The organism is Enterobacter sp. BIGb0383 (genome assembly GCF_003751845.1).
Taxonomy (GTDB): Bacteria; Pseudomonadota; Gammaproteobacteria; order Enterobacterales; family Enterobacteriaceae; genus BIGb0383.
Map to the genome: position 1 here is coordinate 249,616 of NZ_RJKQ01000004.1, position 22,621 is coordinate 272,236.

Genomic DNA, 22,621 nt, shown 5'->3' on the forward strand with positions numbered 1-22,621 from the left:
AGATGAACATTAAAACGGCCCGCCGTTTCTCCACGCTCTGTCTGTCCGGCGTCCTGACGCTGGCGACGGCGGGGCAGGCGCTGGCAACGCAAAACGACGCCGCCCTCAAGGCGCTGTTCGATCAGGCCAACTACTGGCATGAAAAATCCCGGGATGAGCTGGCAACCCAGTCGCTGCAAAAAGTCCTGATGGTCGATCCGAACAACGCGCAGGCGCTCTATCTGATGGCGCTGTGGGCGCAGCAAAAAGGCGATCTGAAAACCGCGACCCAGTGGCGGACGCGGCTGGCGCAGGTTGCTCCGGCCGATGGTGGCCTGCAGGCGCTGGATAACGCCAAACAGGTTTCTCAGGTTCCGCAGGGACAGCTAAATCTGGCCCGCCAGCAGGCGCGCAGCGGCAATATCCCGGCGGCGCTTGCCACCTGGCATACGCTGTTTAATGGCGATACGCCTCCGGCGGGCCTGGCAGCGGAATACTGGCTGACCATGGCCAGCGATAAAGCCAGCTATGCCCAGGGCGTTGCTGCTCTGCGCGACCTGACGGCGAGAAACCCGCAGGATAACGCCGCGCGTGTTGCACTGGGTAAGGCGCTGACCTGGCAGGAAGATTCCCGTCGCGAGGGGATTGCGCTACTGGCGCCGATGGCCGACGGCAGCAAAGAGGCGGACAGCGGTCTGCGTCAGGCGCTGCTGTGGCTGGGACCGCAGTCGGGGGATGAACCGCTCTATGAAACCTGGCTGCAGCGTCATCCTCAGGACAGTGAGCTGCAGACTTACTATCGCAAGAACATCGGCGGGATGGCGAAAGGCATTGGTTATGATGCCCTGAATAGCGGCGATAACCTCACCGCCCGCCAGCAGTTTGAAAAGACCCTGCAAACTAACCCGGAAGATGCGGATGCGCTGGCCGGGATGGGCTACGTCGCCCAGCGTAGCGGCGACTATCAGGCCGCCGCGCAGTATCTGGGTCGTGCTGCGAGTCTGGGTGGCGACGCCTCCGCCGAGCGTCAGACCCAGGCGCAGGATGCCGCATTTTACGGTCAGCTGGCCGGTGCTCAGCAGGCGTTGAAGCAGGGTGATGTAAACCAGGCTCTGGCCCTGTCAACCCCGCTGGCACAGCAGTCCGGCGAGCAGGGCATGGCAGCGCGCCTGTTCCGCGCCGATGTACTGCGCCGCAGTAAAGATTATCCGCAGGCGGAGCAGACCCTGCGCGAGGTGCTTTCGCAGCAGCCGCAAAACGCAGCGGCGCGGGAAAACCTCTATTACGTCCTGCGGGATCAGAACAAAACGGCTGAAGCGCAGGCGATGCTGCGCACGCTGCCCGCCGGTTTACAGGCGAAGCTGCAGCCGCGTGCGGTCAGCGGCCTGCCCGGCGACCCGATTCGTCGTCAGGCGCAGCAGGCGCTGGCGGCCGGTGATACGGCGCAGGCTATCGCTATTTTGCGTCAGGGCGTGATGCAGCTGCCGAACGACCCCTGGCTGCGTCTGGATCTGGCCCGCGCCCTGCAAAAAAGCGGTAATACCGCCGAAGCCGCAAACGTGATGATACCGGCCATGTCTCCGCAGGCCGGTGCCAGCTCCCTGTACGCTGCGGCGCTGTTTGCCAGCGAAAACGGCGGCTGGCAGCAGGCGCGTAGCCTGCTCGGGCGGATCTCGCCCGCCAGCCAGAACGGTGAAACCCGCGCTCTGGCGCAGCGGGTGAACTACAACCTGCAAATGGCGACGGCGGAGCGTTATCTGGCCCAGGGCAATAGCCTGGCGGCGGGTAATACCCTGCGGGCGCTGACTTCTCAGCCGCCCGCTAGCCCGGCGGATGCCGGTAAGCTGGCGCGGATGCTGGCCCAGAGCGGTGATATGACCGGAGCGGTCGCGCTGGTGCGCGACAATATGCGGAGCGGCGTGCAGGGGAATGCCGGTGACTATGCCGATCAGGTCGCGGTGCTGAATCAGGCCGGGCTGAATCAGGAAGCGCAGGCGTTTCTTGCCAGCCCGGAAATCGCCGCCCGCAGTACCCCCACCCAGCTGGCCGGGGTGCGTAACGGCGACGTGATTAATCAGGCCGACCGTCTGCGCGAGCAGGGCAACTATGCGGCAGCCTATGACACCTTAGTCCGGGCGATGCAGCAGGATCCGCAGAATACGGATCTGATGTTCGCGATGGCGCGTCTGTATCAGACCGGCAAAATGAATACCGAAGCCGGGGAGGTCTATAACTATCTGCTCTCCCGGGATACGGACGATCAGGCCGCTCGTGCGGGTGCGATTGACGTGGCCCTGGCGGACGACAACGTTGAGAAGGCCGAGTCCCTGGCCGCAGGATTACGCAGCAACAACACGCCGGAGCGGCTGGTGCTGCTGGCGCGTCTGGAAGAGGCGAAGGGCAATCACCAGCAGGCGATGACCCTGCTGCGTAGCGCCCGTGGCAAGCTGATGGGCTTACAGTCTACTAACAGCGCGGCAACCCCGAGCGTGGGTGGCGTGCTGCTGGCGGATAATCCCTTTGTCGGCACGACCCGTAAAGCGAATACCGCCCTGAATACCGCGTCCTCCGGCGTGCTGCCGTGGCAGGTGAATCAGGTTGCCCGCGAGCCGGGTAGCGTACTGCCGGGCACGATGCGTACCGATCTCCCCGCGCAGACCGCTCAGGCCCGGACGCTGCGTCAGGTCGATGAGATGATGCAGACGATGGATCAGAAGACCGGCATGTGGCTGCAGGGCGGTCTGGATATTCGCGGCCGTGACGGCGAGTCCGGCACCAGCAAGCTGACGGAAGCGAAAGCCCCGCTGACCTGGTCCAGTTCACCGTTCGGCGAATCGCGCTTTGAATTTACCGCCACGCCGATGTCGCTCAGTTCCGGCAGCGCGTCGGGCGATGCCTGGCGTCGCTCCGGCAGTAACCCGCTGGCCAATGCCGTGTCGAACCTCAATACCACTCTGAAAGGTGAGCAAACGGCGCTGAAAACGCGGCTGGAGGGGATGACCCAGGCCCAGATCGACGACTACTTCCTTGCCAACCCTGGTGCGGAAGCCGCGCTGAATGCCAGTCCTCTGACAGGTACCGATTACAACCTGACCAGCCTGGCAGGTCGGACAAAACTGGGTGCGTTAAGCGGTGACAATCTGCGGGCGTATCTTGATGCCTCGAATAACAAGCCGAACGTTGACCTGCCGGGCAAAGATACCACCGACTCGCAGAAAGCCAGCGGCGTTGAGCTGAATATGGCCCTGGGCGGGGAAAGCTACCGGTTTGATATCGGCACCACTCCGCTGGGTCAGGAGCTGAGTTCGCTGGTCGGTGGCGTGAAGCTGTCGCCGAAGCTGACCAACTACCTGTCGCTGATCATGATCGGCGAACGCCGGGCGGTGACCGACAGCCTGCTCTCTTACGTCGGGCTGGAAGACAAATACTCAGGCAAACGCTGGGGGCAGGTTACGAAGAACGGCGGCTCGCTGCAGCTGAGCTATGACGATGGCGATGCCGGGTTCTACGTTGGCGGCGGTGGCTATAGCTACCTCGGCGAAAACGTGGCCAGTAACACCAGCGTTAACGCCAGCGCGGGCGTCTATCTGCGTCCTCTGCGCGATGAAGACCGCCAGATCCAGACCGGCCTGAGCATGAGCTGGATGGACTTCTCGAAAAACCTCGGCCAGTTCACCTTCGGCCAGGGCGGCTATTTCAGCCCGCAGAACTACGTCAGCGTCGCGCTGCCGGTCGATTTCTCGCAGAAATTCGACAGCTGGAAGCTTAACGTCGGCGGCTCGGTTGGCTATCAGTCCTATACCCAGGACGGCAGCGACTATTTCCCGACCGAATCGGCCTGGCAGGAGCAGCTGACGACGCTTGCCGACAACGGTTTCGCCAAAGAGGCTCGCTATGCCGGTGCCTCACAAAGCGGTATTGGCTATACCGTTCGCGCCGGGGCAGATTATAACGTGAGCAAGAAGATGACCATTGGCGGCAAGCTCGGCTACGACACCTTTGGCAACTATAACGAAAGCACGGCGGGCGTCTATTTCCGCTATATGCTGGGGAATAACTAATGACCTTACAGACGGCGAATCCAGAACTGATGCGCTATTTTCAGCAGCAGCAAACCGCTCCGGGCTGGTTCAGCCTGCTGACCATTATGGTTGACGGGATGGTGAGCAATGCGGGCGAGCAGGAGAGCAGACCTTTCCTGCAGCAGATGGGGGCGGTAATGGCGGCGGAGTATCCGCTGTCAACGCCGCAGACGCTGGGCGAACTGGAGGGGCAAATCAACGCCCGGCTGGCGCAATTTCACTGGGGATGCGTAGATATTGTTGCCGACGACAGCGGTCTGAATCTTCGTCACCAGGCCCTGCCGACCTGCAATGACGCGGCTCGCCAGAGCCTCTGGTGCAATGCATTCTGTGCCATACTGGAAGGGCTTTACGCCCGCTGGCTTCAGGAGCAGGGTGGTCAGGCGCACGTGGTGGTTCAGCGTGAACGTCTTCACTCCGTGACGGATGTGCAGTTCCGTTACCATAACCCGCAGTGAGTTGAATTTGTCGATGGTGATACGCATTCTGGCCGCCCTGGCGGTGCTGTTTACTCTGCTGGTTTCTGCCCCGTCACGGGCGGAAACACAGGCCTGGACCCAGTATAAATCCCGCTTTCTGATGCCGGACGGGCGGATTGTCGATACCGGCAACGGCAGCATCTCCCATACGGAAGGGCAGGGGTTCGCCATGCTGATGGCGGTGGCGAACGACGATAAAGCCAGCTTTGACCGGATGTGGCAGTGGACCAATCGCACCCTGAAAAACAAGGCCAACGGCCTGTTTTTCTGGCGCTATAACCCGACCGCGCCGGATCCCATCACCGATAAAAACAACGCCTCAGACGGGGATATTATGATCGCCTGGGCGCTGCTGCAGGCGGACGAACGCTGGCGTGATGCCCGCTACAGCGCCGCCTCGGACGCCATCACCAAAGCGCTGCTGGCCCACACCACGGTAAAATTTGCTGGTTACCGGGTCATGCTGCCCGGTGCCAGCGGGTTTAATCTCAATACCTCCGTGACCCTTAACCCTTCCTACTTTATTTTCCCTGCCTGGCAGGCCTTCGCCAACCGCAGCCACCTGGTCGCCTGGCGTGAGCTGATTACGGATAGCCAGACGCTGCTGGGAAAAATGGGCTCGGGTAAGGCAAATCTGCCCACCGACTGGGTATCGCTGGCCGCCGACGGCAAGCTAACCCCGGCCAACGGCTGGCCGCCGCGAATGAGCTATGACGCCGTGCGTATTCCGCTCTATCTGGCGTGGGCCGATCCGCAAAGCCCGCTGCTGGCGCCCTGGCAGCGCTGGTGGCAGCAGTTTGGCCGCGACAAAACCCCGGCGTGGATTAACGTCACGACCAACGATCCGGCTCCCTATATGGCCCAGGGTGGGCTGCTGGCGATCCGCGATTTAACGATGGGCGAACCCATCGGCGAGCCGCAGATCACGGCTCAGGATGACTACTATTCGGCGAGCCTGAAAATGCTGGTGTGGCTGGCGGAGCGGAAATAGTTGCTCGATTGCCTTAAATGACCGGCATAAATTTGCCATCCACCAGGGAAAAGAGGGGCGTAAACCAACGCATCTTTCTCTTTCCGTCATCACCGGTCACATAGTATGAAAGCGGATAAACCGTCGGGTCAGATTTATTGACGAACCTGACCAGACGGCCTTTGTTCATGACTTCGACAGTGTAATCATCCCAGTTGATCGGGATCATCTCAAAACCCGGGTTTTTAAAGCCGTCGACAAATTTATGGTTGTTGTACAACGCCTCTCTTGAGCTATCCGTCGCGCGCGTCCATGCATTCAACAGTTCTTTCATATTTTGTTTTATCGCGGCATTGTCCCTGGCGGCGAACAGACGCCATAGTTCTTCATAAGCCGCTTGTAATGCCTGGACCTGCTGCGGTTTTCCCGTAAAAGGCGTCGCGTTGACCCAGCGCCACTGCGGAATGCCGTTTACGGTGACCTTCTGGGTAAATTTATACAGCGTCATGTCGGCTGGAAAATAATTTTTAATAACGTAGCGTTCTTCAAGATGGCCTTTCTCCACCTGTATTGCGGCTATTTTTTCTGCCAGCACTTCGCTTTTATTGTCACCAGAGACGGCGGCGTGCAGAATTCCGTCGCTTCCCGGCGATACGGTGAACTCAGCGAGGACTTTCCGATCTGCGCCCTTAAATAAGGCCAACGAGACTTTGCAATGTGAATCAGGGCTAAAGGCCTCGCGTGAGGATGGACTCAGCGGCTTATCTGAAAACCAGCCTAATGCACCCACTTCAAGGGTAATGTCATTCTCACCGTTTTCGAGAACCAGCATCGAATTGGTGCTGGATGTGCCTACCCCTCTACCCGTTGCAGCGGAGTAGCGATTATCCTGACCGGTGACGCCGTTGGTTTTTATCGCACAAAACATCTGATTGATATCGAAGATAGATCGGATTTCAACGTTCGAGTTTGCCGCGCAATTTGCGGACAGAACCAGTAGCGCGGGTAGTAAAATACGTTTCATCATCCAATATTCACCGTGCCACCGCCGATAACAACCCCACCACAACTCACCGCATCGCCGGTACGAGCGGCGGGTTTACCGTCAACGAAGACAGTCGCAGAGCCTCCGCTGATGGCCCGCGGATGCCCATGCGGTGCCAGAGGATCGCCCTGGCGGGCCAGCGGCATATTGTCCACTTTCACGGTCCCGGAACCTGCGGTAACCGGCGTCGGGGGATGGCTACCGTGGTTGGTTCCCGTATCACCTAATTTAACGGCATTGCCCATATCGCTATCCTTATCTGATAATAAAAATCTTCCCTTTGATAATTGAGAAGTAAGGGTTGTAGGCGAAAACAATTTCGCCATCTTTATCCTGCAGACGCAGAGGGGAGTTTTGGTCTATGCCCTGAGCCAGCCTGAAAACGCGTCCGTTGCAGTAAGTCATCAGCTTATAATCACTCAAATTAAAATTAATGGGTGACAGCTCGCTGTTCATAACATTTTCGGGTAAGCCGTAAGATTTGAAAATATCATCCGGCGTCATCCCTTCGGTTATCGCCATCTCCGCACTGGAGATAGTGGCCATTTCCTTCATTAAATCAATATTTCTGGCTTTCATTGTATTCCAGATAACACGATAAACTTCTTGAATCTTGGGGATGGCTTTTTCTGATACCGGGGTTGCATTGACCCATGACCAGGTGGGAATATTGGTCAAATTAACATCGCGGCCGACTCGGTGTAACCGTAATGGCTGGTCTTCCGCTAATTGCGTCTCATCAATACGGGGTTCTTTTTGCGTATTGTTATAGTTTGATGAGTCGGATGATATTATTTCACCTTGCTTATCAACTGATAGCGTAATTCGGGTAATTTGCTGGCTGTTATTTTCTGTATCTGCCGTAATGACGAGCTCACATTTGGCGTCGGGATATAGCGTGCTTTTATCTTCAGGATCCAGAGCCCCCATCAGGACTTCTATTTTATTTTTCCCGTTTTCAGCAAAGGCAGTAATATTAAAACCTGTGGAGATAGTCCCGCTAGAGTAACTGAAATTGTCAATCATAGGGAAATCGTTCACCCTGACCATGCAGGCGGCTCGGGTTGTTTTAAATGAAGCAAGGTATCTTATATCATTCATGGGTTCAGCTCTTAATTCGGAAGTGAAAATGAAGCCTAGTAAAAGACTACAGCATAGATAAACGCCATTTTGATTTTTCTTTCTCAAGTTTATCATGTAAGATCCATTCTTTTTTGTTATCTACATAAGACTGTTTTGCAGTTCCAGTTGTAGACGTGGTTTCAGAAACACGTTGACCATTTGTGGCCTTCGCCCGGCCTTTGCCTTTTGAAATGCCAGCGCTTGCACTTGCACCAACCTCTAGTTTGACACCATTGTGATAGAATATCATCTCGATTCGTTTTTGCGCGGTCGTATCGAATGCGACAATCCCTTCTGCAGAGGCTTTGCCAAATATCTCGACCGAAGCGTCAATAGCAAAAACGCCCTCAATGACAGTAAACGTCACTCCTGCTCTGGCATTTGCTTCTACGGAAAGCGCAAATTTTACTTCATTATCCCCTTCTACTCGCCAGTCCCATGCATTATCCGGTCCTGACTCAAATGCCAGGGCAACGTTGATCGTTCCTGAGGCAATCAGGTTGAACTTTAAGCCCGCATAAGCACCATCCTTTCCCTCATTGACCGCTTTTTCACGTGCTGCAAGCTGCTGCCTGATAATGTCTGTTACGCTTTCAACGCCATACCATGCTGCAAACGCCTGAAGTAAATCGAGAGTTACTCGAATTCCAGCTAGTGGTTTAAGTCCTACAGATAATTTTCCTTTCATATAAACGGTGTTAGTTTTATCATCCTCTGTCAGCTCAGCGCCACCGTTTATCGACAGTTTAGGATAGAGTATTTCCGTGTCCAGTATCTTGAATTGCACCCCCTTACCTTCATTTGTAGATAGCGATTTTCCGATTAGACCTATTGCTCTTGTTGTATCCTGAAGCAACGACAGGTCTTTGGCTCTTTTTTTAAAATCGGCTTTTATCTTTTGTGAGAAATCATGGGGTGGCTCTTTCCCTATTTCATAGGAAATGGTGCCGTCAATATCTAGTGAGTCTGTTATTGAATATCGTGGAAGTTTTGTCCAGCCACGAGCATCTCTATTTTCCATTCCGGCATCTTTGTTTTCCTTACGTTTTTCTTTTATAAGTGTCTTGTCAGAAAGCTCAGAAACGTCCTGTTTTAAACCAATGGTAACACCTACGTTCCATTTGTATTTTGGATAAATAGATATTATTGACATAAAACGGTCGCGTGGGGAGATATTCAATATCTGCTTAACGCCGTCAACAAAATTTATCTCTCCGTTAACGAAAGATTCCCCTTGGCATTGGCCAACGCGAAGAATGTACTTGTTTGCAGGGATCCAATCTAAAGCATCTTTTCCTAGTATGTTTTTACCAAGAAAACTCACGGCGTCATCTTTATTTAACTCTTTGGCTTTTGATTTGTCATAGTTGACGTCGTAGTCAATTTCAGCTTTCGTAAACGACTTGAGTGTATCTTTTTTAGATATGTCATAAATAACCCCCTTGGGGCACTCTGGATTGTTTGAAATACATCCTTTTCCAACCAGTTTTAGTTTTATTGAGAGTGGGTTTACATCTTTGTTTATTATTTTTATTGATGATGCAAAAACATCCTGTTTATATGTATATGTTTTTTTTCCGACGCTTAAGGTGAAGGAGTGAATGCATGAGTCAGGGTTTTTGCAATTACACGATGGTGAGCCTGCTGTTAAGCTTAACATTTTTAATCCTTTTTACAGTGGAACATTACCTAATTCAACAAGTAAGAGGCTTTCTGCTTTGTACGCACCATCTTCAAACTCTGTGCAGAGTACTGACTTGAATTCTGATGGGATACTCTCCAGGTCAAGGCAATGGTGTTCACTGAACAAATAGAACAATCCCCGAATACTACGATCGTCCGTAATGCCCTGTTCTTTTAGCCAGCGAAATATTTCCCCTATATTTTTTGCATCGACAACGGTTTCAGGGGGAGTCCAGGCTTTAACTTTTTCCACCAGTCCATCAACGTACCGTTGCTCAAAGATGACTGTCAGACCATCCATCTGTTCCTGGGTGATCCGCATCATCTTCCTTTTCGAGACGCTGCCCGAAGGATAGGTTTCTTTTAATTCAGCAAAATTTTCGCGATGCAGGTTTCCCTGCCAGTGGGTTGCTATCGTATCTATCGGCCCGAGGAATGAATGCTGCTCCCAGGGGGAAAGGACAGACAGAAACGACCAGATATTGCGCGGGTCGTAGAATCGGAAGAAAACGGGTTTTTCTTCATTCGGGATCTGCACATGCAGATATTTTCGTAAATGCTGGCGCAGATCTTTCAGCGAGGCCTGACTTTCCAGAAAAATGCCCCAGGGAGTCTCCCGCTGCATAAGCCAGTGCCGTACTGCGTCATCAACCTGAACCAGCCAGGGGGCCAGACGCCCTATCTCCTCGGGGACCGGGTCTGCATACAGGCTGGCATGCGGTGGGTCGAGATCGTCCAGCATTGCTGACAGTCCCGGTTCCGCGGCGGTATCAACGATTGCCCATGTGGTTGCTTCACTCATTTTGGTTTTTTTCCTCCATCGGACAGTGCGCCACAAACATCGTCCCCTGCGCCGCAGCGGCCTTTAAGATCGCCGGATCTGCCGGTATCGCCAGGTCACCCGGGCTGCCGCCGGAGTTAAGGTTGATGGCCGGGCCTTTAACATCGACGCCGCCGGCATGGACTACCACAAAGCTGCCGCCCACGCGCAGCGTCAGCTTGCTGCCGCTCTGGATGGTCAGGTCGCCGTTGACGTCCAGGCTAAAGATGCCGCCAATTTTTTGGGCGAGGTCGCCTTTAATCTGTAGGCCCGCATCCCCGTCGATCATCGACAGGCTGTTACCGGTGGTTTTATGATCCTGATTGCCTTCCACCGTCACCTTGCGGTGATTCGCGACAACCAGCTCCTCGTCATGTCCGATACTGGTGGTGCGGTTGTAGTCCACGCGCTCATTGCTTGAGTTCAGCACCCGCACGTTCATATTTTTCTGGGCGTGGATAAAGATCTCTTCCTGCCCGGCCTCATCCTCAAAGCGCAGCTCGTTAAAGCCTTTGCCCTTATGGCTCTGGGAGCGGATAACCGTTTTGGTTTTGTGCTGCGGCAGCGGGTAGGGGGCAAGGTTGGTGGCGTGGAAGGTGCGTCCGGTGACGATGGGTTGGTCAGGATCGCCTTCGAGGAAACTGACCACCACCTCATGGCCGATACGCGGGATAGCCATCATCCCGTACTGTCCGCCCGCCCAGCCCTGGCTGACGCGTACCCAGCATGAGCTCTGGTCATCGCTCGCGCCGTAGCGATCCCACGGGAACTGGACTTTGATGCGGCCGTATTTGTCGCAGTAAATCTCCTCGCCCGCCGGGCCGGTAACGATGGCGATCTGCGGTCCGTCCACCATCGGTTTGTGGGATAGCTGCGGTCGCCAGGTACTGGCCGCTTTGATCGCGTCGAAGGTATTATTGAGCGTGGTCGGCTCGCCTCCGCCTTCCTCTTCGAGAGCCTGCGGCTGGCGACCCACGTGCACCACGCCCACCACCTGCCAGGCGATATTCAGCGTCGCGTTGGGGTGTTCCGTCATCGGGAAGCTATAACCCGGGCGCAGCGCTGCACAGTTGGATTCACCCTGGCCGGTGGCGGCATCGTTACGCAGGGCATCGAGGCGGAACCCGGTAAACGCTTTCCCGCTCGGGTCCTGCTTAAAACGGCCGGGATAGTCGTAGTGCTCGTACTGCTCCCGCTGATGGTCCAGAGCGTTGCTCATTTTCTTATGGGAGAGACCGTAGGCCGGGGTTTTAAAGCTGTAATCCTTCAGCTCCACGCCTGCGGTGCTGACCGTTTCGGCATAGCGAAAACGACGGATAAACGCGCCGTGGGCCAGGCCCTGGCTGGCGAGGTTAAAGAACAGCGGTTCGCCTTTTTCCAGCGCGCCCGCGTCATCGGAAAATACCACCCGGTGTTTGCCCGCTTCGTACTCATGGAACCAGTACATGCCCTCTTCGGCTGCGAGGCGGTTGATAAAGTCGAGGTCGCTCTCCCGGTACTGGACACAGTATTCCCGCACAGCATGGTCATGGCGCAGGGCAAAGGCATAATCGGTGATACCGGCTTCCTGCAGCAGGCTGCTGATAATTTCATCGGGCTTTTTGGTCTGGAAGATACGGGCGTTGGTGCGCAGGCTGCTGCGCCACAGGGCCGGACGCACTTCCGCCTGATAGCGGGTGCGGCGAAAGCCGGTGTCGCCCTGGGTAAAGCGGCTGACGATGCCGCTGATACGACGCTGGAGGACACCTTCGTACCAGACCTGTAGCTCGCAGGTCTGGTCAAGCACTGCGCCAAAATCGATCCCCGGCTGGGGGCTGGCGAGATTAATCGACAGGGAGAAGGGCGTGTTCAGCGCTTCCCGTAGCTCAAAATCCACCACTGCAAAGGTGCCTGCCGGCAGATCGCCGAGCGTCACCGTAAACTGAAGTCCCGTGAGATTTGCCACCGTTCCTCTCCTTATGTCCCTGTTCCCATGGCTACCGCACACCCGATGGACATCGTGTGTGAGAGCGGTAGTGCCTGAAAAATAGCTGTGCTCAGGTCTGGCTGAGGCCACACCTGAGTACAGCAACTAAAAAGCCCGGGCCGTAGCCCGGGGCAGTTGCTTACGCTTCGATCGGCGCACGCCAGTCGTCAGAGCCAGAGGTGCCGGCGACGGTGTGTTCCCAGTCGATTTTGCGGTAGGCCACGGAAACTTCGATCAACTGAGTGAAGTCAGATTTCTGCGGGTCCTGGCAGTGCGGCATCTGGCAGTCGATATCCACGATGGTCGCGTCGGTCAGGGTGGTAGAGAAGAAGTGCTCCTGCTTACCTTCCACGGAGGTGCGGTACCATTTCAGGGTGATGGTCGGCAGCATCTCGCCGGAAGCCAGGGCGTTGTACATCAGCGGAACGGCTTTGTTCAGCGCGACGGTGAATTTAAACGGTTTGTGTACGCGCTGGCCGGACGGCTGACCGGACTGCGGGTCAGTCGGGACGGTCACCACGTGTTTGAATTCCTGGACCAGCATCTCGTCTTCGTGGCCTTCGACATAGATGTTGCCGACGGAATCAGAGGTGAAGGCACCAGCGGTAATGTTGCCCTGAGTTTTACCTTCGATGCTGATATAACATGGGGTTGGCATAGTCATGCTCCTTGCTGAGTTAACGTGTGTGTAATAACGCGTTAAAGAGATAGCAATTTGCGTGCCAATTTTTATTTTATTGATTTATAAAGATAAAATAAAATCAAGCGTTTTTCTGAACGGTCGTTTGAGCAAGAAGTTGCGCAAACCATTCAGATTCACGGCGTTTATTGCCAAAAAAGTGATTTGTTCTGAAAGTTGAGCAAGAAGTTGCGCAGAATGCGCAGATATAGCGAAATGCAAAAAGTGCTATTTATGCGCATAAAAAACCCCGCGCGGGCAGCAGCGGGGTTTTTCGTCATTGCGATGGGCTACTGCGGATACGGCACCCAGTCGCCGCCGTTCAGGCGCACATAGGGTTTACCCTGGTACTGGATCACCACCGCGTTGGCGTTCTCCGATACCGGAGCCGTCTGCGGCAGGCCCGAGGCCAGCTGTTCCCAGTTCACGTTGTCTTCGACAAACAGCTTGCCGTCCACCGCGCGCAGCACCAGCTCAGAGATAGCGAGGAAGCTGCTGGGCTGGGCGATCTCAATGGCTGCGCCCTGATGCGGCGCTTTCATGCCGAAGAATTTCACCGCGGCCGGAACGTTAGTAATCGACGGGCTGGGGATATCGCGCAGGCCGGAAACCTGCATTTTATCGCCCTGCAGCGCCGCGCCGTGTTCCGGTACCAGCACGACCATCACTTTACGCCCGGATTTCTCAAGGCTGGTAAAGAAGCCGTCCAGCTCATCAAACATCTTCTGTGCCCGGACTTTGTAGTCGGCCGTTTTGCTGACGCCCGGGAAGTGGTTACCGTCGTGCAGCGGCAGCATATTAAAGAAGGTGGCGCTGCGCGGGTTTTTCTGGCGCTCTTCCGACTCCAGCCAGCGGTTCAGCACCGCCGTATCGTCATACACCGGAGAACCGTCGAAGGAGAGCAGGGAAACCGGCAGGCCGGCCTGGTTCATCAGCGGGCTTTGCATTCCGCCGTTGTTACGCACTTCGTCGAGGAAGCCGCCGAAAATACCGTTGTGATCCATCATCAGATGCTGGTCGAAGCCCAGTTTGCTGAGGTTATCAAACAGGTAGCACTGATTGCTGGCCGGCTGGTAGAGATTGGTATGCGACGGCTGGCCGCAGCTGGCGCGTAGCAGACGAATTGCCGCCGGACCGCTGTAAGAGGTTCCGCCGTTGAACTGCTTAAAGACGATATCAAAATGGGACCACAGCGGGTGCGACATCAGGCCAGCGGCTTCGATATCCGCCCAGGAGAGAGAGCAGATGTTGATCACCAGCAGCTCGAACGGCTGGGCATCCTCCGGTAGCTGCGTCGGGAAGCGGGTCTGGCGCTTCTCTTCGGCGGTGTAGAAGCTGGTCAGCCAGGCATTCAGGTTGGCCGTGGTTGGTGGTGCTGTCTGCGCAGGAATATCGCCGACGACCGGCGTCGCGCCCGCCGCCGCGACGGTCGGGGCCGCCGTAGCACCGGTGGTGGTGACGGTACTGGTCGGCTGACCGGCGGGCCACAGGGAAAATACCGGCCCGGTGATGGTCAGGACGTTAAGCCAGACCATGATTGCCACTACGAATACCGTCACCCGGATCCACTGGGAGAGGAACAGCCAGGCGACCAGCAGGACGAAGACCGCCCCAAGCATCTGCCAGTTAATAAAGCGAGTGACCAGATCGACCAGGTAATCGGTGCTGAAAGCCGCGACCTGCGACCCCTGGCTCATCAGGCTTTGCGGTCCCGGCAGCCAGGTGTCGTGCCAGAACAGCCCGAAGCCAATCGGAATGGCTATCCAGTGGCGCAGGCGATGCAGGGAGAGCCGGGGGAGCGGCACCAGCAGGAACGCCATAAACACCAGGTTCAGCATCGGATGGAAATTGAGGTAGCCCGCCCACAGCAGGCCGAACTTCACCAGGAAGTAAAAGTTCCAGCCGGAAAGACCTCGCCAGTATTGCCAGAGCGGAGACGGTTTTGCAGGGATTTTGGTCTGATTAGTCATGTTTTGGGTCTGCCTTGACAAGCGGGGCGCGGCGGAGCGTTCCGGCCGGTTTGACGTAACGAGGTTTGAGCAGCAGCAAGCGGGCCACCATTTTAATTCGGCCCATATGATGGCGCATCACGTAACCCAGCGGGATGAAAATCAGCGCGCACAGCACAACGAGCTGGAGAATATCGCTTATCGACATCATGAGGTCTGCTCCGTGGCATCGCTGAATAACCGGTGGGGCGTCGGAATGCGGCGCCAGCTGCGTCCATCATGCTCGGCGTTGAGTACCGGCGTGTCCGAGGCGGCAACGGCCAGCGGTTTGGCCCAGTGTTCCGGCGCAACGCTGCGCATTTGCACGAGTTCTGCGGCGATCTGGTTATCTTCGAACCACACCATCCGGTTAGAGAAAATATCGCCGGTCGGCAGCGGGAAAATATGGTTCAGGGCGGTATCGAGGTCGTTCACCCGGCAGAAGGAGAGGAACAGGACCAGCCGGTTATCGCCGATGGTCATAATATCGCCCACGCGATTTGGCCGACACAGCGTCAGGGCCTGCTCGATACGGATACCGGGCACCGGACGCAGGGCGACCATCACGCCTCTGCCGTTATCCGTCAGCAGGGGGTTATTGAGCATATTGCCGACCGCATCGCAGAAGTGGTCCCACTTCTGGAAGCCGCGCAGCTTCAGCGGCTGGGTCATGGTCAGCAGGGTCGTGATATCTTCCGGGACAAGGCGCGTAAACTGCTGTCCCTGAACGCTTTCCAGCAGAGTCAGGCAGCGGGAGAGCGGCGCGTTCCACGGGATAACCATATTGGCTCCGCAGCCTAATAGCAGGCGCTCGTCGGTGGCGCGCAGGCAGGCCTGATTTTCCCGGACCACGATTTTCAGGGCGGTGCCACGCTGGCGTCGCAGGGTATGCAGGATACGGGCGAGCGGTTCAATCTGGTTATTTTGCGTCACCGAGAAGATAAGCGTTGCCGCCTGGGCGGTGCGTGCCACATTGAACAAGGCTTCGTTGGTATCAAACAGCGACCAGTGTTCGGACAGGGCCGGTGCCCCTTCCAGGACGGTAATATGGCTCAGAATGGTTTTTTCATCGCTGCGCGGCTGGATGCTTGCCTCTTCACGTGGCGCTAATTGCCAGCCCTTCTCTTTATGCTCAACAATAAGCTGCTGGCGTGCGCTGACGCCTTTTTCATTACACCAGAAGGCAATGTCAAAAAGATGGGTGTCATTTTCGTAGCGCAAACTCGCCAGGCCAAAGAGAGAGCGAAATTCGTTCATGAGCAGCGAATGCTGACGGTCATTATTGTTACCGTGGTTGATAATTAACAGTGTGCAATTGTGATATTTAGCCCAGTTCCTTGATTTCGCCAGCCACAACCGCATATTTTCTGCGGATATATTTTTCCACGCCTGCTGAGGAGACAGCAGGATAAGCAGATGGCGATCGGGATCTAATGAACAGAGTAAATCACGGCGCATAAAGTGTAGACTGTTTTCCCGATCCGGCATGGAAAAAAGGCGCACGCTTTCCGGACCGCCTTCGCCCTCTAATCGCATGATTTTTTGCGGATCTTCACCCAGACAGATCGCCGCGACCTGCGCGTCCTTGTCCTGAGCGGACAGGGTCTGATTTGCCAGACTGATGGCATCTTCACGGCGATCGGTATTAATCCACCAGACGCCGCCGGTGGGCATTTGGCGCAGTTCATCCCATAACGAGTGAATGCCAATAGAATATACAGGGTCCACGGTGTCCCTCTTGAGGCTAATTTATCTCTGTATTAGTTTACTAGCGAAAGCCTGGAAATAAACCTAACATTGAAATTAAAGAACATCAGATTTAGCATGTAAATCTATTTTCGTTAGCAGGATGCCATGCTGAGTCTGCGTTAGCGTTTTTTTATCCAAAGGGATGAGCTTTCCATGTCTAATGAACAACCGGTCTCCCAGTCTGGCTCAGCCCCTGGTTATACCTTTCAGAACGATTTTCTGGCGTTAAGCCGCGCGTTTTCTTTGCCTGAAATAGATTACACCGATATATCGCAACAAGAACAACTGGCGGCTGCGCTGAAACGCTGGCCGCTGCTGGCCGAATTAGCCCAACAGAAATAAGGGAATCACCGATGGCCATTCTGGGATTACAAGGCGTGCGCGGCGGTGTGGGAACCACATCGATTGCGTCAGCGCTGGCCCGGTCATTACAGGTGCTGGGAGAATCCGTCCTGGTGGTGGACGCCTGCCCGGATAATTTGCTGCGCATGTCATTTAACGTTGATTTCACCCGTACGGAAGGCTGGGCGCGGGCGATGCTCGATGGTCATGACTGGCAGGATGCCGGGCTGCGCTATACCAGCCAGCTGGATGTGCTGCCTTTTGGTCAACTCTCCGCTGCGGAACGGGAAAATGTGCTGCCGCTCTCGCCGGAGGCGGTGGGGCAGATGGTTGCGGCCCTCGGGGAACAGCAGCGTTACTCGTGGATTATTATCGATCTGCCGCACGGGGCAACGCCCTGGAGTCGGCCGCTGATCGCTGCCTGCGATACGATTCTGGCGGTCGCTAACGTCGACGCCAACTGCCATATTCGCCTGCATCAGCAGGCGCTGCCCGCCAGCGCGTATCTGCTGATTAATGATTTACGTATCGGCAGCCAGATTCAGGACGACCTGTACCAGCTCTGGCTCCAGAGCCACCGTCGTCTGCTGCCGATGGCGATCCATCGGGATGAGGCGCTGTCAGAATGCCTGGCCGCCAAGCAGCCGCTGGGTGAATACCGTGGCGATTCGCTGGCGGCGGAAGAGATCCTCACCCTGGCTAACTGGTGTCTGCTGCACTGCGCGGGGGAGAGTAAATCCGCCGGGAGCGCGGTATGAGCCGCCTTGCGTCCTGGCTGCTTATTCCTCCGGTCAGCGAGCGCCTGAGCGTTCGCTATCGGGGCTATCGTCAGCACGGTGCGTCGGCATTTTCTGCCGCGCTGGGCTGTCTGTGGGCGATCCTCGCCTGGATGTTTATCCCGCTGGAACACCCGCGCTGGCAGCGTATTCGCGCCGGACAGCATGAGTTCTTTCCCCATATCAATCCCCAGCGTCCGCGTCCGCTGGACCCGCTGCGTTACCTGATCCAGGGCCTGTGGCTGCTTGTCAGCACCGCGTCCGCGACCGCCGCCGTGCGTAAACCCCGTGAGCGTCGGTTGAATAAGCTGCGGGAACGCTATCATCACTGGCTGGAAACCCTGCCCGACCGCTTTAGCCAGCAGACGGGACATCTGGATAATCATAAAGAGCTCGGTCATCTGAGCCCCGCCGTCAGGCGCATTATCCTTGGCGTGATCGTCTTCTTCTCGCTGATTCTGGCGGTGGTCTGTATCACTCAGCCCTTTAACCCGCTGTCGCAGTTTATCTTCCTGATCCTGCTGTGGGGGATCGCGCTGCTGGTACGGCGTATTCCGGGGCGCTTCTCGGCCCTGATGCTGATCGTCTTGTCCCTGACCGTCTCCTGCCGCTATATCTGGTGGCGCTACACCTCGACGCTGAACTGGAACGATCCGGTAAGCCTGGTCTGCGGCCTGGTGCTGCTGTTCGCCGAAACCTACGCCTGGATTGTGCTGGTGCTGGGCTACTTCCAGGTCGCCTGGCCGCTGAATCGCCAGCCGGTACCGATGCCGAAAGACACCTCGACCTGGCCGAGCGTCGATATTTTCGTGCCGACCTATAACGAAGACCTGAACGTGGTGAAAAACACCATTTATGCGTCGCTGGGCATCGACTGGCCGAAGGACAAGCTGACCATCTGGATCCTCGATGACGGCGGGCGTGAGGCATTCCGCCAGTTTGCCGACGATGTCGGGGTTCGCTATATCGCACGTACCACCCATGAGCACGCCAAGGCGGGGAATATTAACAACGCCCTGAAGTACGCGACCGGCGAGTTTGTGTCGATATTCGACTGCGACCACGTCCCGACGCGCTCCTTCCTGCAGATGACCATGGGCTGGTTCCTGAAAGATAAAACCCTGGCGATGATGCAGACGCCGCACCACTTCTTCTCGCCCGATCCCTTCGAGCGAAATCTGGGCCGATTCCGAAAAACGCCGAACGAAGGCACGCTGTTCTATGGCCTGGTGCAGGACGGGAACGATATGTGGGATGCCACCTTCTTCTGCGGCTCCTGCGCGGTGATCCGCCGCAAGCCGCTGGATGAGATTGGCGGTATCGCCGTCGAAACGGTGACCGAGGATGCCCATACCTCGCTGCGTCTCCACCGTCTCGGCTACTCGTCCGCCTATATGCGTATTCCGCAGGCGGCGGGCCTGGCGACGGAGAGCCTCTCGGCGCATATCGGCCAGCGTATCCGCTGGGCGCGAGGGATGGTGCAAATCTTCCGTCTCGACAACCCCCTGCTCGGCAAGGGGCTGAAGATGGCCCAGCGGCTATGCTACGTCAACGCCATGTTCCACTTCCTGTCGGGCATCCCGAGGCTGATCTTCCTCACCGCGCCGCTGGCGTTTTTACTGCTCCATGCCTATATCATTTACGCTCCGGCGCTGATGATTGCGCTGTTCGTGCTGCCGCATATGGTCCACGCCAGTCTGACTAACTCGAAGATTCAGGGAAAATACCGCCACTCCTTCTGGAGTGAGATCTACGAAACGGTGCTGGCCTGGTATATTGCGCCGCCGACCATGGTGGCGCTGATTAACCCGCATAAAGGCAAGTTTAACGTCACCGCCAAAGGCGGGCTGGTTGAGGATGAGTATATCGACTGGGTGATCTCCCGGCCCTATATCTTCCTGGTCCTGCTTAACCTGGTGGGGGTTGCCGTCGGCGTCTGGCGCTACTTCTACGGCCCGGAAAACGAGATGCTGACGGTGATCGTCAGTATCGCGTGGGTGTTCTATAACCTGATTATTCTCGGCGGCGCGGTGGCGGTGTCGGTGGAAAGTAAACAGGTGCGTCGTGCGCATCGCGTTGAAATCTCGATGCCGGCGGCGGTGGCACGTGAAGACGGCCATCTCTTCTCCTGTACCGTGCACGACTTCTCCGACGGCGGTCTGGGGGTCAAGATCCACGGCCAGTCGCAGGTGCTGGAAGGGCAGAAAGTCTCCCTGCTGCTTAAACGTGGGCAGCAGGAGTACGCCTTCCCGGCGCAGGTGGCCCGCGTGAACGGCAGCGAGCTGGGTCTGCAGCTGCTGCCGATGACCACCCGCCAGCATATCGATTTTGTGCAGTGTACGTTCGCCCGTGCGGATACATGGGCGCTTTGGCAGGACAGCTTCCCGGAAGATAAGCCTCTGGAAAGCCTGCTGGATATTCTGAAGCTGGGCTTCCGCGGCTATCGCCACCTTGCGGAATTTGCTCCGGCTTCTGTGAAAGTGATTTTCCGGTCACTCACCTCGCTGGTCTCCTGGGTTGTCTCGTTTATTCCTCGCCGTCCGGCGCGGGATAACGCAGAAACGCAGGCTGAACCGGCCATGGCTCAACGATGATGATAACGCGATGAAAACAAAACTTTCCTTGATTTGTGCAGTGGCGGTGGGGATGAGTGTATTACCTGCCTGGATGGCAAACGCAGCGCCGGCAGCCATGCAGGCGACGCCGACGCAAACGGAACCCGGGGCGATTGCGCCCGCCGAGACGCCGGTAGGGCAGGTTATGCCCGGCGTCACCGGGGCCAATGCGCCGATAGTGGCGTCCGGTGCTCCATCGCGTGATGTGAAGCTAACTTTTGCGCAGATCGCGCCGCCGCCGGGCAGCATGGTACTGCGTGGAGTGAACCCGGACGGCAGCGTGGAGTTTGGCATGCGCAGCGACGAAGTGGTGTCGAAGGCGCTGCTGAACCTCGAATATACGCCGTCGCCGTCGTTGCTGCCGGTGCAGTCCCAGCTGAAGGTCTATCTTAACGACGAGCTGATGGGCGTGCTGCCGGTGACCAAAGAGCAGCTGGGTAAGAAAACCTTCGCCCAGCTGCCTATCGACCCGCTCTATATTTCGGATTTTAACCGTGTCCGGCTGGAGTTTGTCGGCCACTATCGCGACGTCTGCGAAAACCCGGCCAGCAGCACCCTGTGGCTGGACGTGGGCCGCAGCAGCGCCCTGGAGCTGACCTATCAGACGCTGGCGGTGAAAAACGATCTCTCCCACTTCCCGGTGCCGTTCTTTGACCCGCGTGATAACCGTCCCCTGACTCTGCCGGTGGTGTTTGCCGCCTCGCCGGACAGCGCGCAGCAGCAGGCAGCGGCCATCGTCGCGTCCTGGTTTGGCTCCCGCTCAGGCTGGCGCGGACAGAACTTCCCGGTGCTCTATAACAGCCTGCCGAATCGCCACGCGATGGTGTTCGCCACCAACGATAAACGCCCTGACTTCCTGCGTGACCACCCGGCGGTAACCGGACCGACCGTAGAGATGATGAACCACCCGAGCGACCCTTATGTGAAGCTGCTGGTGGTGATGGGCCGTGATGATAAGGATCTGCTCCAGGCGGCGAAAGGCATTGCCCAGGGCAATATCCTGTTCCGCGGCAGCAGCGTGGCGGTCGATGAGGTTAAGCCTCTGCTGGCTCGTCAGCCATACGATGCGCCTAACTGGGTGAGAACGGATCGCGCCGTCAACTTTGGCGAACTGAAGAATTATGCCGAGCAGCTGCAGGCCACCGGCCTTCAGCCTTCAGCGATTAACCTGTCGCTGAATCTGCCGCCGGATCTCTATCTGCTGCGCACCAACGGGATTGATATGAAACTCAATTACCGTTACACCGCGCCGCCGACCAAAGACAGTTCGCGGATGGATATCAGCCTGAACAATCAGTTCCTGCGCTCCTTTAGCCTGACCGGCGGTCAGGAGACCAATCAGCTGCTGATGCGTCTGCCGGTGATCCAGGGTCTGCTTGATGGCAAAACCGACGTGGCGATCCCGGCTCTGCAGCTGGGCGCGGTTAACCAGCTGCGCTTCGACTTCCAGTATATGAACCCGCTTCCGGGCGGTACGATCGAAAACTGTATCACCTTCCAGTCGGTGCCGAATCGGGTGGTGATTGCCGATGATTCAACCATCGACTTCTCTAACTACTATCACTTCCTGGCGATGCCGGACCTGCGCGCCTTTGCTAACGCCGGTTTCCCGTTCAGCCGGATGGCAGACCTGTCTGAATCCATCGTCGTGATGCCTAAGACGCCGGACCAGACTCAGGTCAGCACGCTGCTGGAGGCGGTTGGTACCATCGGTGCCCAGACCGGTTTCCCGGCGATCAATCTGACCCTGACCGATGACGGCAGCCAGTTGCAGGGCAAAAACGCCGATATTATGGTGATTGGATCCATCCCGGATGCGCTGAAAGACGAGAAGCGTATCGATCTGCTGGTCGATGCCACCCGCAGCTGGGTGAAAACGCCGCAGCGGCACAACGATCTGCCGGACATTATGCTGGACAGCAGCGACCGCCAGGCTAATGCGCAAACCGCCGTCTCCTCCTCCGGGGCAATGGCTGCAGTGATTGGCTTCCAGTCGCCGTTTGACGATCAGCGTAGCGTGGTGGCGCTGTTAGCCGACAGCCCGCGCGGGTATGAACTGCTGAATCAGGCCATGAACGACACCGGAAAACGGGCGGCGATGTTTGGCTCCGTCTCGGTGGTGCGTGAATCTGGCGTGAACAGCCTACGGGTTGGCGATACCTACTATGTCGGGCATCTGCCGTGGTTTGAGCGCGTCTGGTATGCGCTGTCGAATCACCCGATCCTGCTGGCGGTGCTGGCCGCGCTGAGCGTGGTGCTGCTGGCCTGGGTACTGTGGCGTCTGCTGCGTATTCTGAGCCGTCGTCGTCTGGATCCTCACGAGTAA

General features: G+C 56.8%; 17 protein-coding genes. 7 read left to right on the forward strand and 10 right to left on the reverse strand.

What is annotated here, in order from left to right; translation table 11 throughout:
- Positions 1-2: 2 nt before the first annotated feature.
- The 3 genes from EDF81_RS19200 to EDF81_RS19210 are packed head-to-tail and all read left to right on the forward strand — an operon-like array spanning position 3 to position 5,531.
- On the forward strand, positions 3-4,040 hold the full coding sequence (locus tag EDF81_RS19200) for a cellulose biosynthesis protein BcsC (RefSeq protein ID WP_123349763.1): 4,038 nt from the start codon (positions 3-5) through the stop codon (positions 4,038-4,040).
- A complete protein-coding gene (gene bcsD, locus EDF81_RS19205) occupies positions 4,040-4,519 on the forward strand; it encodes a cellulose biosynthesis protein BcsD (RefSeq protein ID WP_123349764.1) in 480 nt (159 codons plus the stop codon). Before EDF81_RS19200 ends, bcsD begins: the two co-directional genes overlap by 1 nt.
- Positions 4,520-4,532: 13 nt before the next feature.
- Complete coding sequence (locus EDF81_RS19210; protein ID WP_123349765.1) at positions 4,533-5,531, forward strand: glycosyl hydrolase family 8; 999 nt, start codon at positions 4,533-4,535, stop codon at positions 5,529-5,531.
- 13 nt (positions 5,532-5,544) lie between these two features.
- Here the strand turns inward: EDF81_RS19210 and EDF81_RS19215 are convergent, their stop codons facing one another.
- The 10 genes from EDF81_RS19215 to bcsE all read right to left on the reverse strand — a co-directional run bounded on the left by EDF81_RS19215 (position 5,545) and on the right by bcsE (position 16,541).
- Positions 5,545-6,537, reverse strand: a complete 993-nt coding sequence (locus tag EDF81_RS19215; RefSeq protein ID WP_123349766.1) for a hypothetical protein — start codon at positions 6,535-6,537, stop codon at positions 5,545-5,547.
- Complete coding sequence (locus EDF81_RS19220) at positions 6,534-6,800, reverse strand: type VI secretion system PAAR protein (protein ID WP_123349767.1); 267 nt, start codon at positions 6,798-6,800, stop codon at positions 6,534-6,536. Before EDF81_RS19220 ends, EDF81_RS19215 begins: the two co-directional genes overlap by 4 nt.
- A gap of 10 nt (positions 6,801-6,810) precedes the next feature.
- The gene (locus EDF81_RS19225) at positions 6,811-7,581 is read right to left on the reverse strand and encodes a hypothetical protein (protein ID WP_260232736.1); all 771 of its coding nucleotides are present in this window, start codon (positions 7,579-7,581) and stop codon (positions 6,811-6,813) included.
- Between the two features lie 121 nt (positions 7,582-7,702).
- Positions 7,703-9,337 (reverse strand): hypothetical protein, encoded by a 1,635-nt coding sequence (locus EDF81_RS19230; protein ID WP_123349769.1) that lies wholly within the window; start codon positions 9,335-9,337, stop codon positions 7,703-7,705.
- Positions 9,338-9,349: 12 nt separating this feature from the next.
- Positions 9,350-10,162: a DUF4123 domain-containing protein gene (locus tag EDF81_RS19235; RefSeq protein WP_123349770.1), complete on the reverse strand. Its 813-nt coding sequence runs from the start codon at positions 10,160-10,162 to the stop codon at positions 9,350-9,352.
- Positions 10,155-12,125, reverse strand: a complete 1,971-nt coding sequence (gene tssI, locus EDF81_RS19240; RefSeq protein ID WP_123349771.1) for a type VI secretion system tip protein VgrG — start codon at positions 12,123-12,125, stop codon at positions 10,155-10,157. Before tssI ends, EDF81_RS19235 begins: the two co-directional genes overlap by 8 nt.
- Before the next feature lie 160 nt (positions 12,126-12,285).
- Positions 12,286-12,804: an Hcp family type VI secretion system effector gene (locus EDF81_RS19245; protein ID WP_123348682.1), complete on the reverse strand. Its 519-nt coding sequence runs from the start codon at positions 12,802-12,804 to the stop codon at positions 12,286-12,288.
- 311 nt (positions 12,805-13,115) lie between these two features.
- Positions 13,116-14,795, reverse strand: a complete 1,680-nt coding sequence (bcsG, locus tag EDF81_RS19250) for a cellulose biosynthesis protein BcsG (RefSeq protein ID WP_123349772.1) — start codon at positions 14,793-14,795, stop codon at positions 13,116-13,118.
- Positions 14,788-14,982: a cellulose biosynthesis protein BcsF gene (gene bcsF, locus EDF81_RS19255; protein ID WP_123349942.1), complete on the reverse strand. Its 195-nt coding sequence runs from the start codon at positions 14,980-14,982 to the stop codon at positions 14,788-14,790. The genes bcsG and bcsF overlap by 8 nt, the downstream gene beginning before the upstream one ends.
- Positions 14,982-16,541 carry a cellulose biosynthesis c-di-GMP-binding protein BcsE gene (bcsE, locus tag EDF81_RS19260; RefSeq protein ID WP_123349773.1) on the reverse strand — a complete coding sequence of 520 codons (1,560 nt, stop codon included), beginning with the start codon at positions 16,539-16,541 and terminating at the stop codon, positions 14,982-14,984. The genes bcsF and bcsE overlap by 1 nt, the downstream gene beginning before the upstream one ends.
- Positions 16,542-16,715: 174 nt before the next feature.
- Between bcsE and bcsR the strand changes: the two genes are divergently transcribed.
- The 4 genes from bcsR to bcsB are packed head-to-tail and all read left to right on the forward strand — an operon-like array spanning position 16,716 to position 22,621.
- Positions 16,716-16,904 (forward strand): cellulose biosynthesis protein BcsR, encoded by a 189-nt coding sequence (gene bcsR, locus EDF81_RS19265; RefSeq protein ID WP_123349774.1) that lies wholly within the window; start codon positions 16,716-16,718, stop codon positions 16,902-16,904.
- Between the two features lie 11 nt (positions 16,905-16,915).
- Entirely contained in the window at positions 16,916-17,662 is a 747-nt protein-coding gene (bcsQ, locus tag EDF81_RS19270) for a cellulose biosynthesis protein BcsQ (RefSeq protein WP_123349775.1), read from the forward strand.
- A complete protein-coding gene (gene bcsA / locus EDF81_RS19275) occupies positions 17,659-20,274 on the forward strand; it encodes a UDP-forming cellulose synthase catalytic subunit (protein ID WP_123349776.1) in 2,616 nt (871 codons plus the stop codon). The genes bcsQ and bcsA overlap by 4 nt, the downstream gene beginning before the upstream one ends.
- A gap of 10 nt (positions 20,275-20,284) precedes the next feature.
- A complete protein-coding gene (bcsB, locus tag EDF81_RS19280; protein ID WP_123349777.1) occupies positions 20,285-22,621 on the forward strand; it encodes a cellulose biosynthesis cyclic di-GMP-binding regulatory protein BcsB in 2,337 nt (778 codons plus the stop codon).

What these genes read in the sequence shown, in the direction of transcription:
- EDF81_RS19235 (WP_123349770.1), bottom strand. Translation starts at nt 10,162, where the DNA reads ATGAGTGAAGCAACCACATGGGCAATCGTTGATACCGCCGCGGAACCG.
- EDF81_RS19210 (WP_123349765.1), top strand. Translation starts at nt 4,533, where the DNA reads ATGGTGATACGCATTCTGGCCGCCCTGGCGGTGCTGTTTACTCTGCTG.
- EDF81_RS19225 (WP_260232736.1), bottom strand. Translation starts at nt 7,581, where the DNA reads ATGATTGACAATTTCAGTTACTCTAGCGGGACTATCTCCACAGGTTTT.
- bcsG (WP_123349772.1), bottom strand. Translation starts at nt 14,795, where the DNA reads ATGACTAATCAGACCAAAATCCCTGCAAAACCGTCTCCGCTCTGGCAA.
- EDF81_RS19215 (WP_123349766.1), bottom strand. Translation starts at nt 6,537, where the DNA reads ATGATGAAACGTATTTTACTACCCGCGCTACTGGTTCTGTCCGCAAAT.
- EDF81_RS19230 (WP_123349769.1), bottom strand. Translation starts at nt 9,337, where the DNA reads ATGTTAAGCTTAACAGCAGGCTCACCATCGTGTAATTGCAAAAACCCT.
- bcsQ (WP_123349775.1), top strand. Translation starts at nt 16,916, where the DNA reads ATGGCCATTCTGGGATTACAAGGCGTGCGCGGCGGTGTGGGAACCACA.
- bcsF (WP_123349942.1), bottom strand. Translation starts at nt 14,982, where the DNA reads ATGTCGATAAGCGATATTCTCCAGCTCGTTGTGCTGTGCGCGCTGATT.
- bcsD (WP_123349764.1), top strand. Translation starts at nt 4,040, where the DNA reads ATGACCTTACAGACGGCGAATCCAGAACTGATGCGCTATTTTCAGCAG.
- bcsB (WP_123349777.1), top strand. Translation starts at nt 20,285, where the DNA reads ATGAAAACAAAACTTTCCTTGATTTGTGCAGTGGCGGTGGGGATGAGT.
- EDF81_RS19200 (WP_123349763.1), top strand. Translation starts at nt 3, where the DNA reads ATGAACATTAAAACGGCCCGCCGTTTCTCCACGCTCTGTCTGTCCGGC.
- bcsR (WP_123349774.1), top strand. Translation starts at nt 16,716, where the DNA reads ATGTCTAATGAACAACCGGTCTCCCAGTCTGGCTCAGCCCCTGGTTAT.
- EDF81_RS19220 (WP_123349767.1), bottom strand. Translation starts at nt 6,800, where the DNA reads ATGGGCAATGCCGTTAAATTAGGTGATACGGGAACCAACCACGGTAGC.
- bcsA (WP_123349776.1), top strand. Translation starts at nt 17,659, where the DNA reads ATGAGCCGCCTTGCGTCCTGGCTGCTTATTCCTCCGGTCAGCGAGCGC.
- EDF81_RS19245 (WP_123348682.1), bottom strand. Translation starts at nt 12,804, where the DNA reads ATGCCAACCCCATGTTATATCAGCATCGAAGGTAAAACTCAGGGCAAC.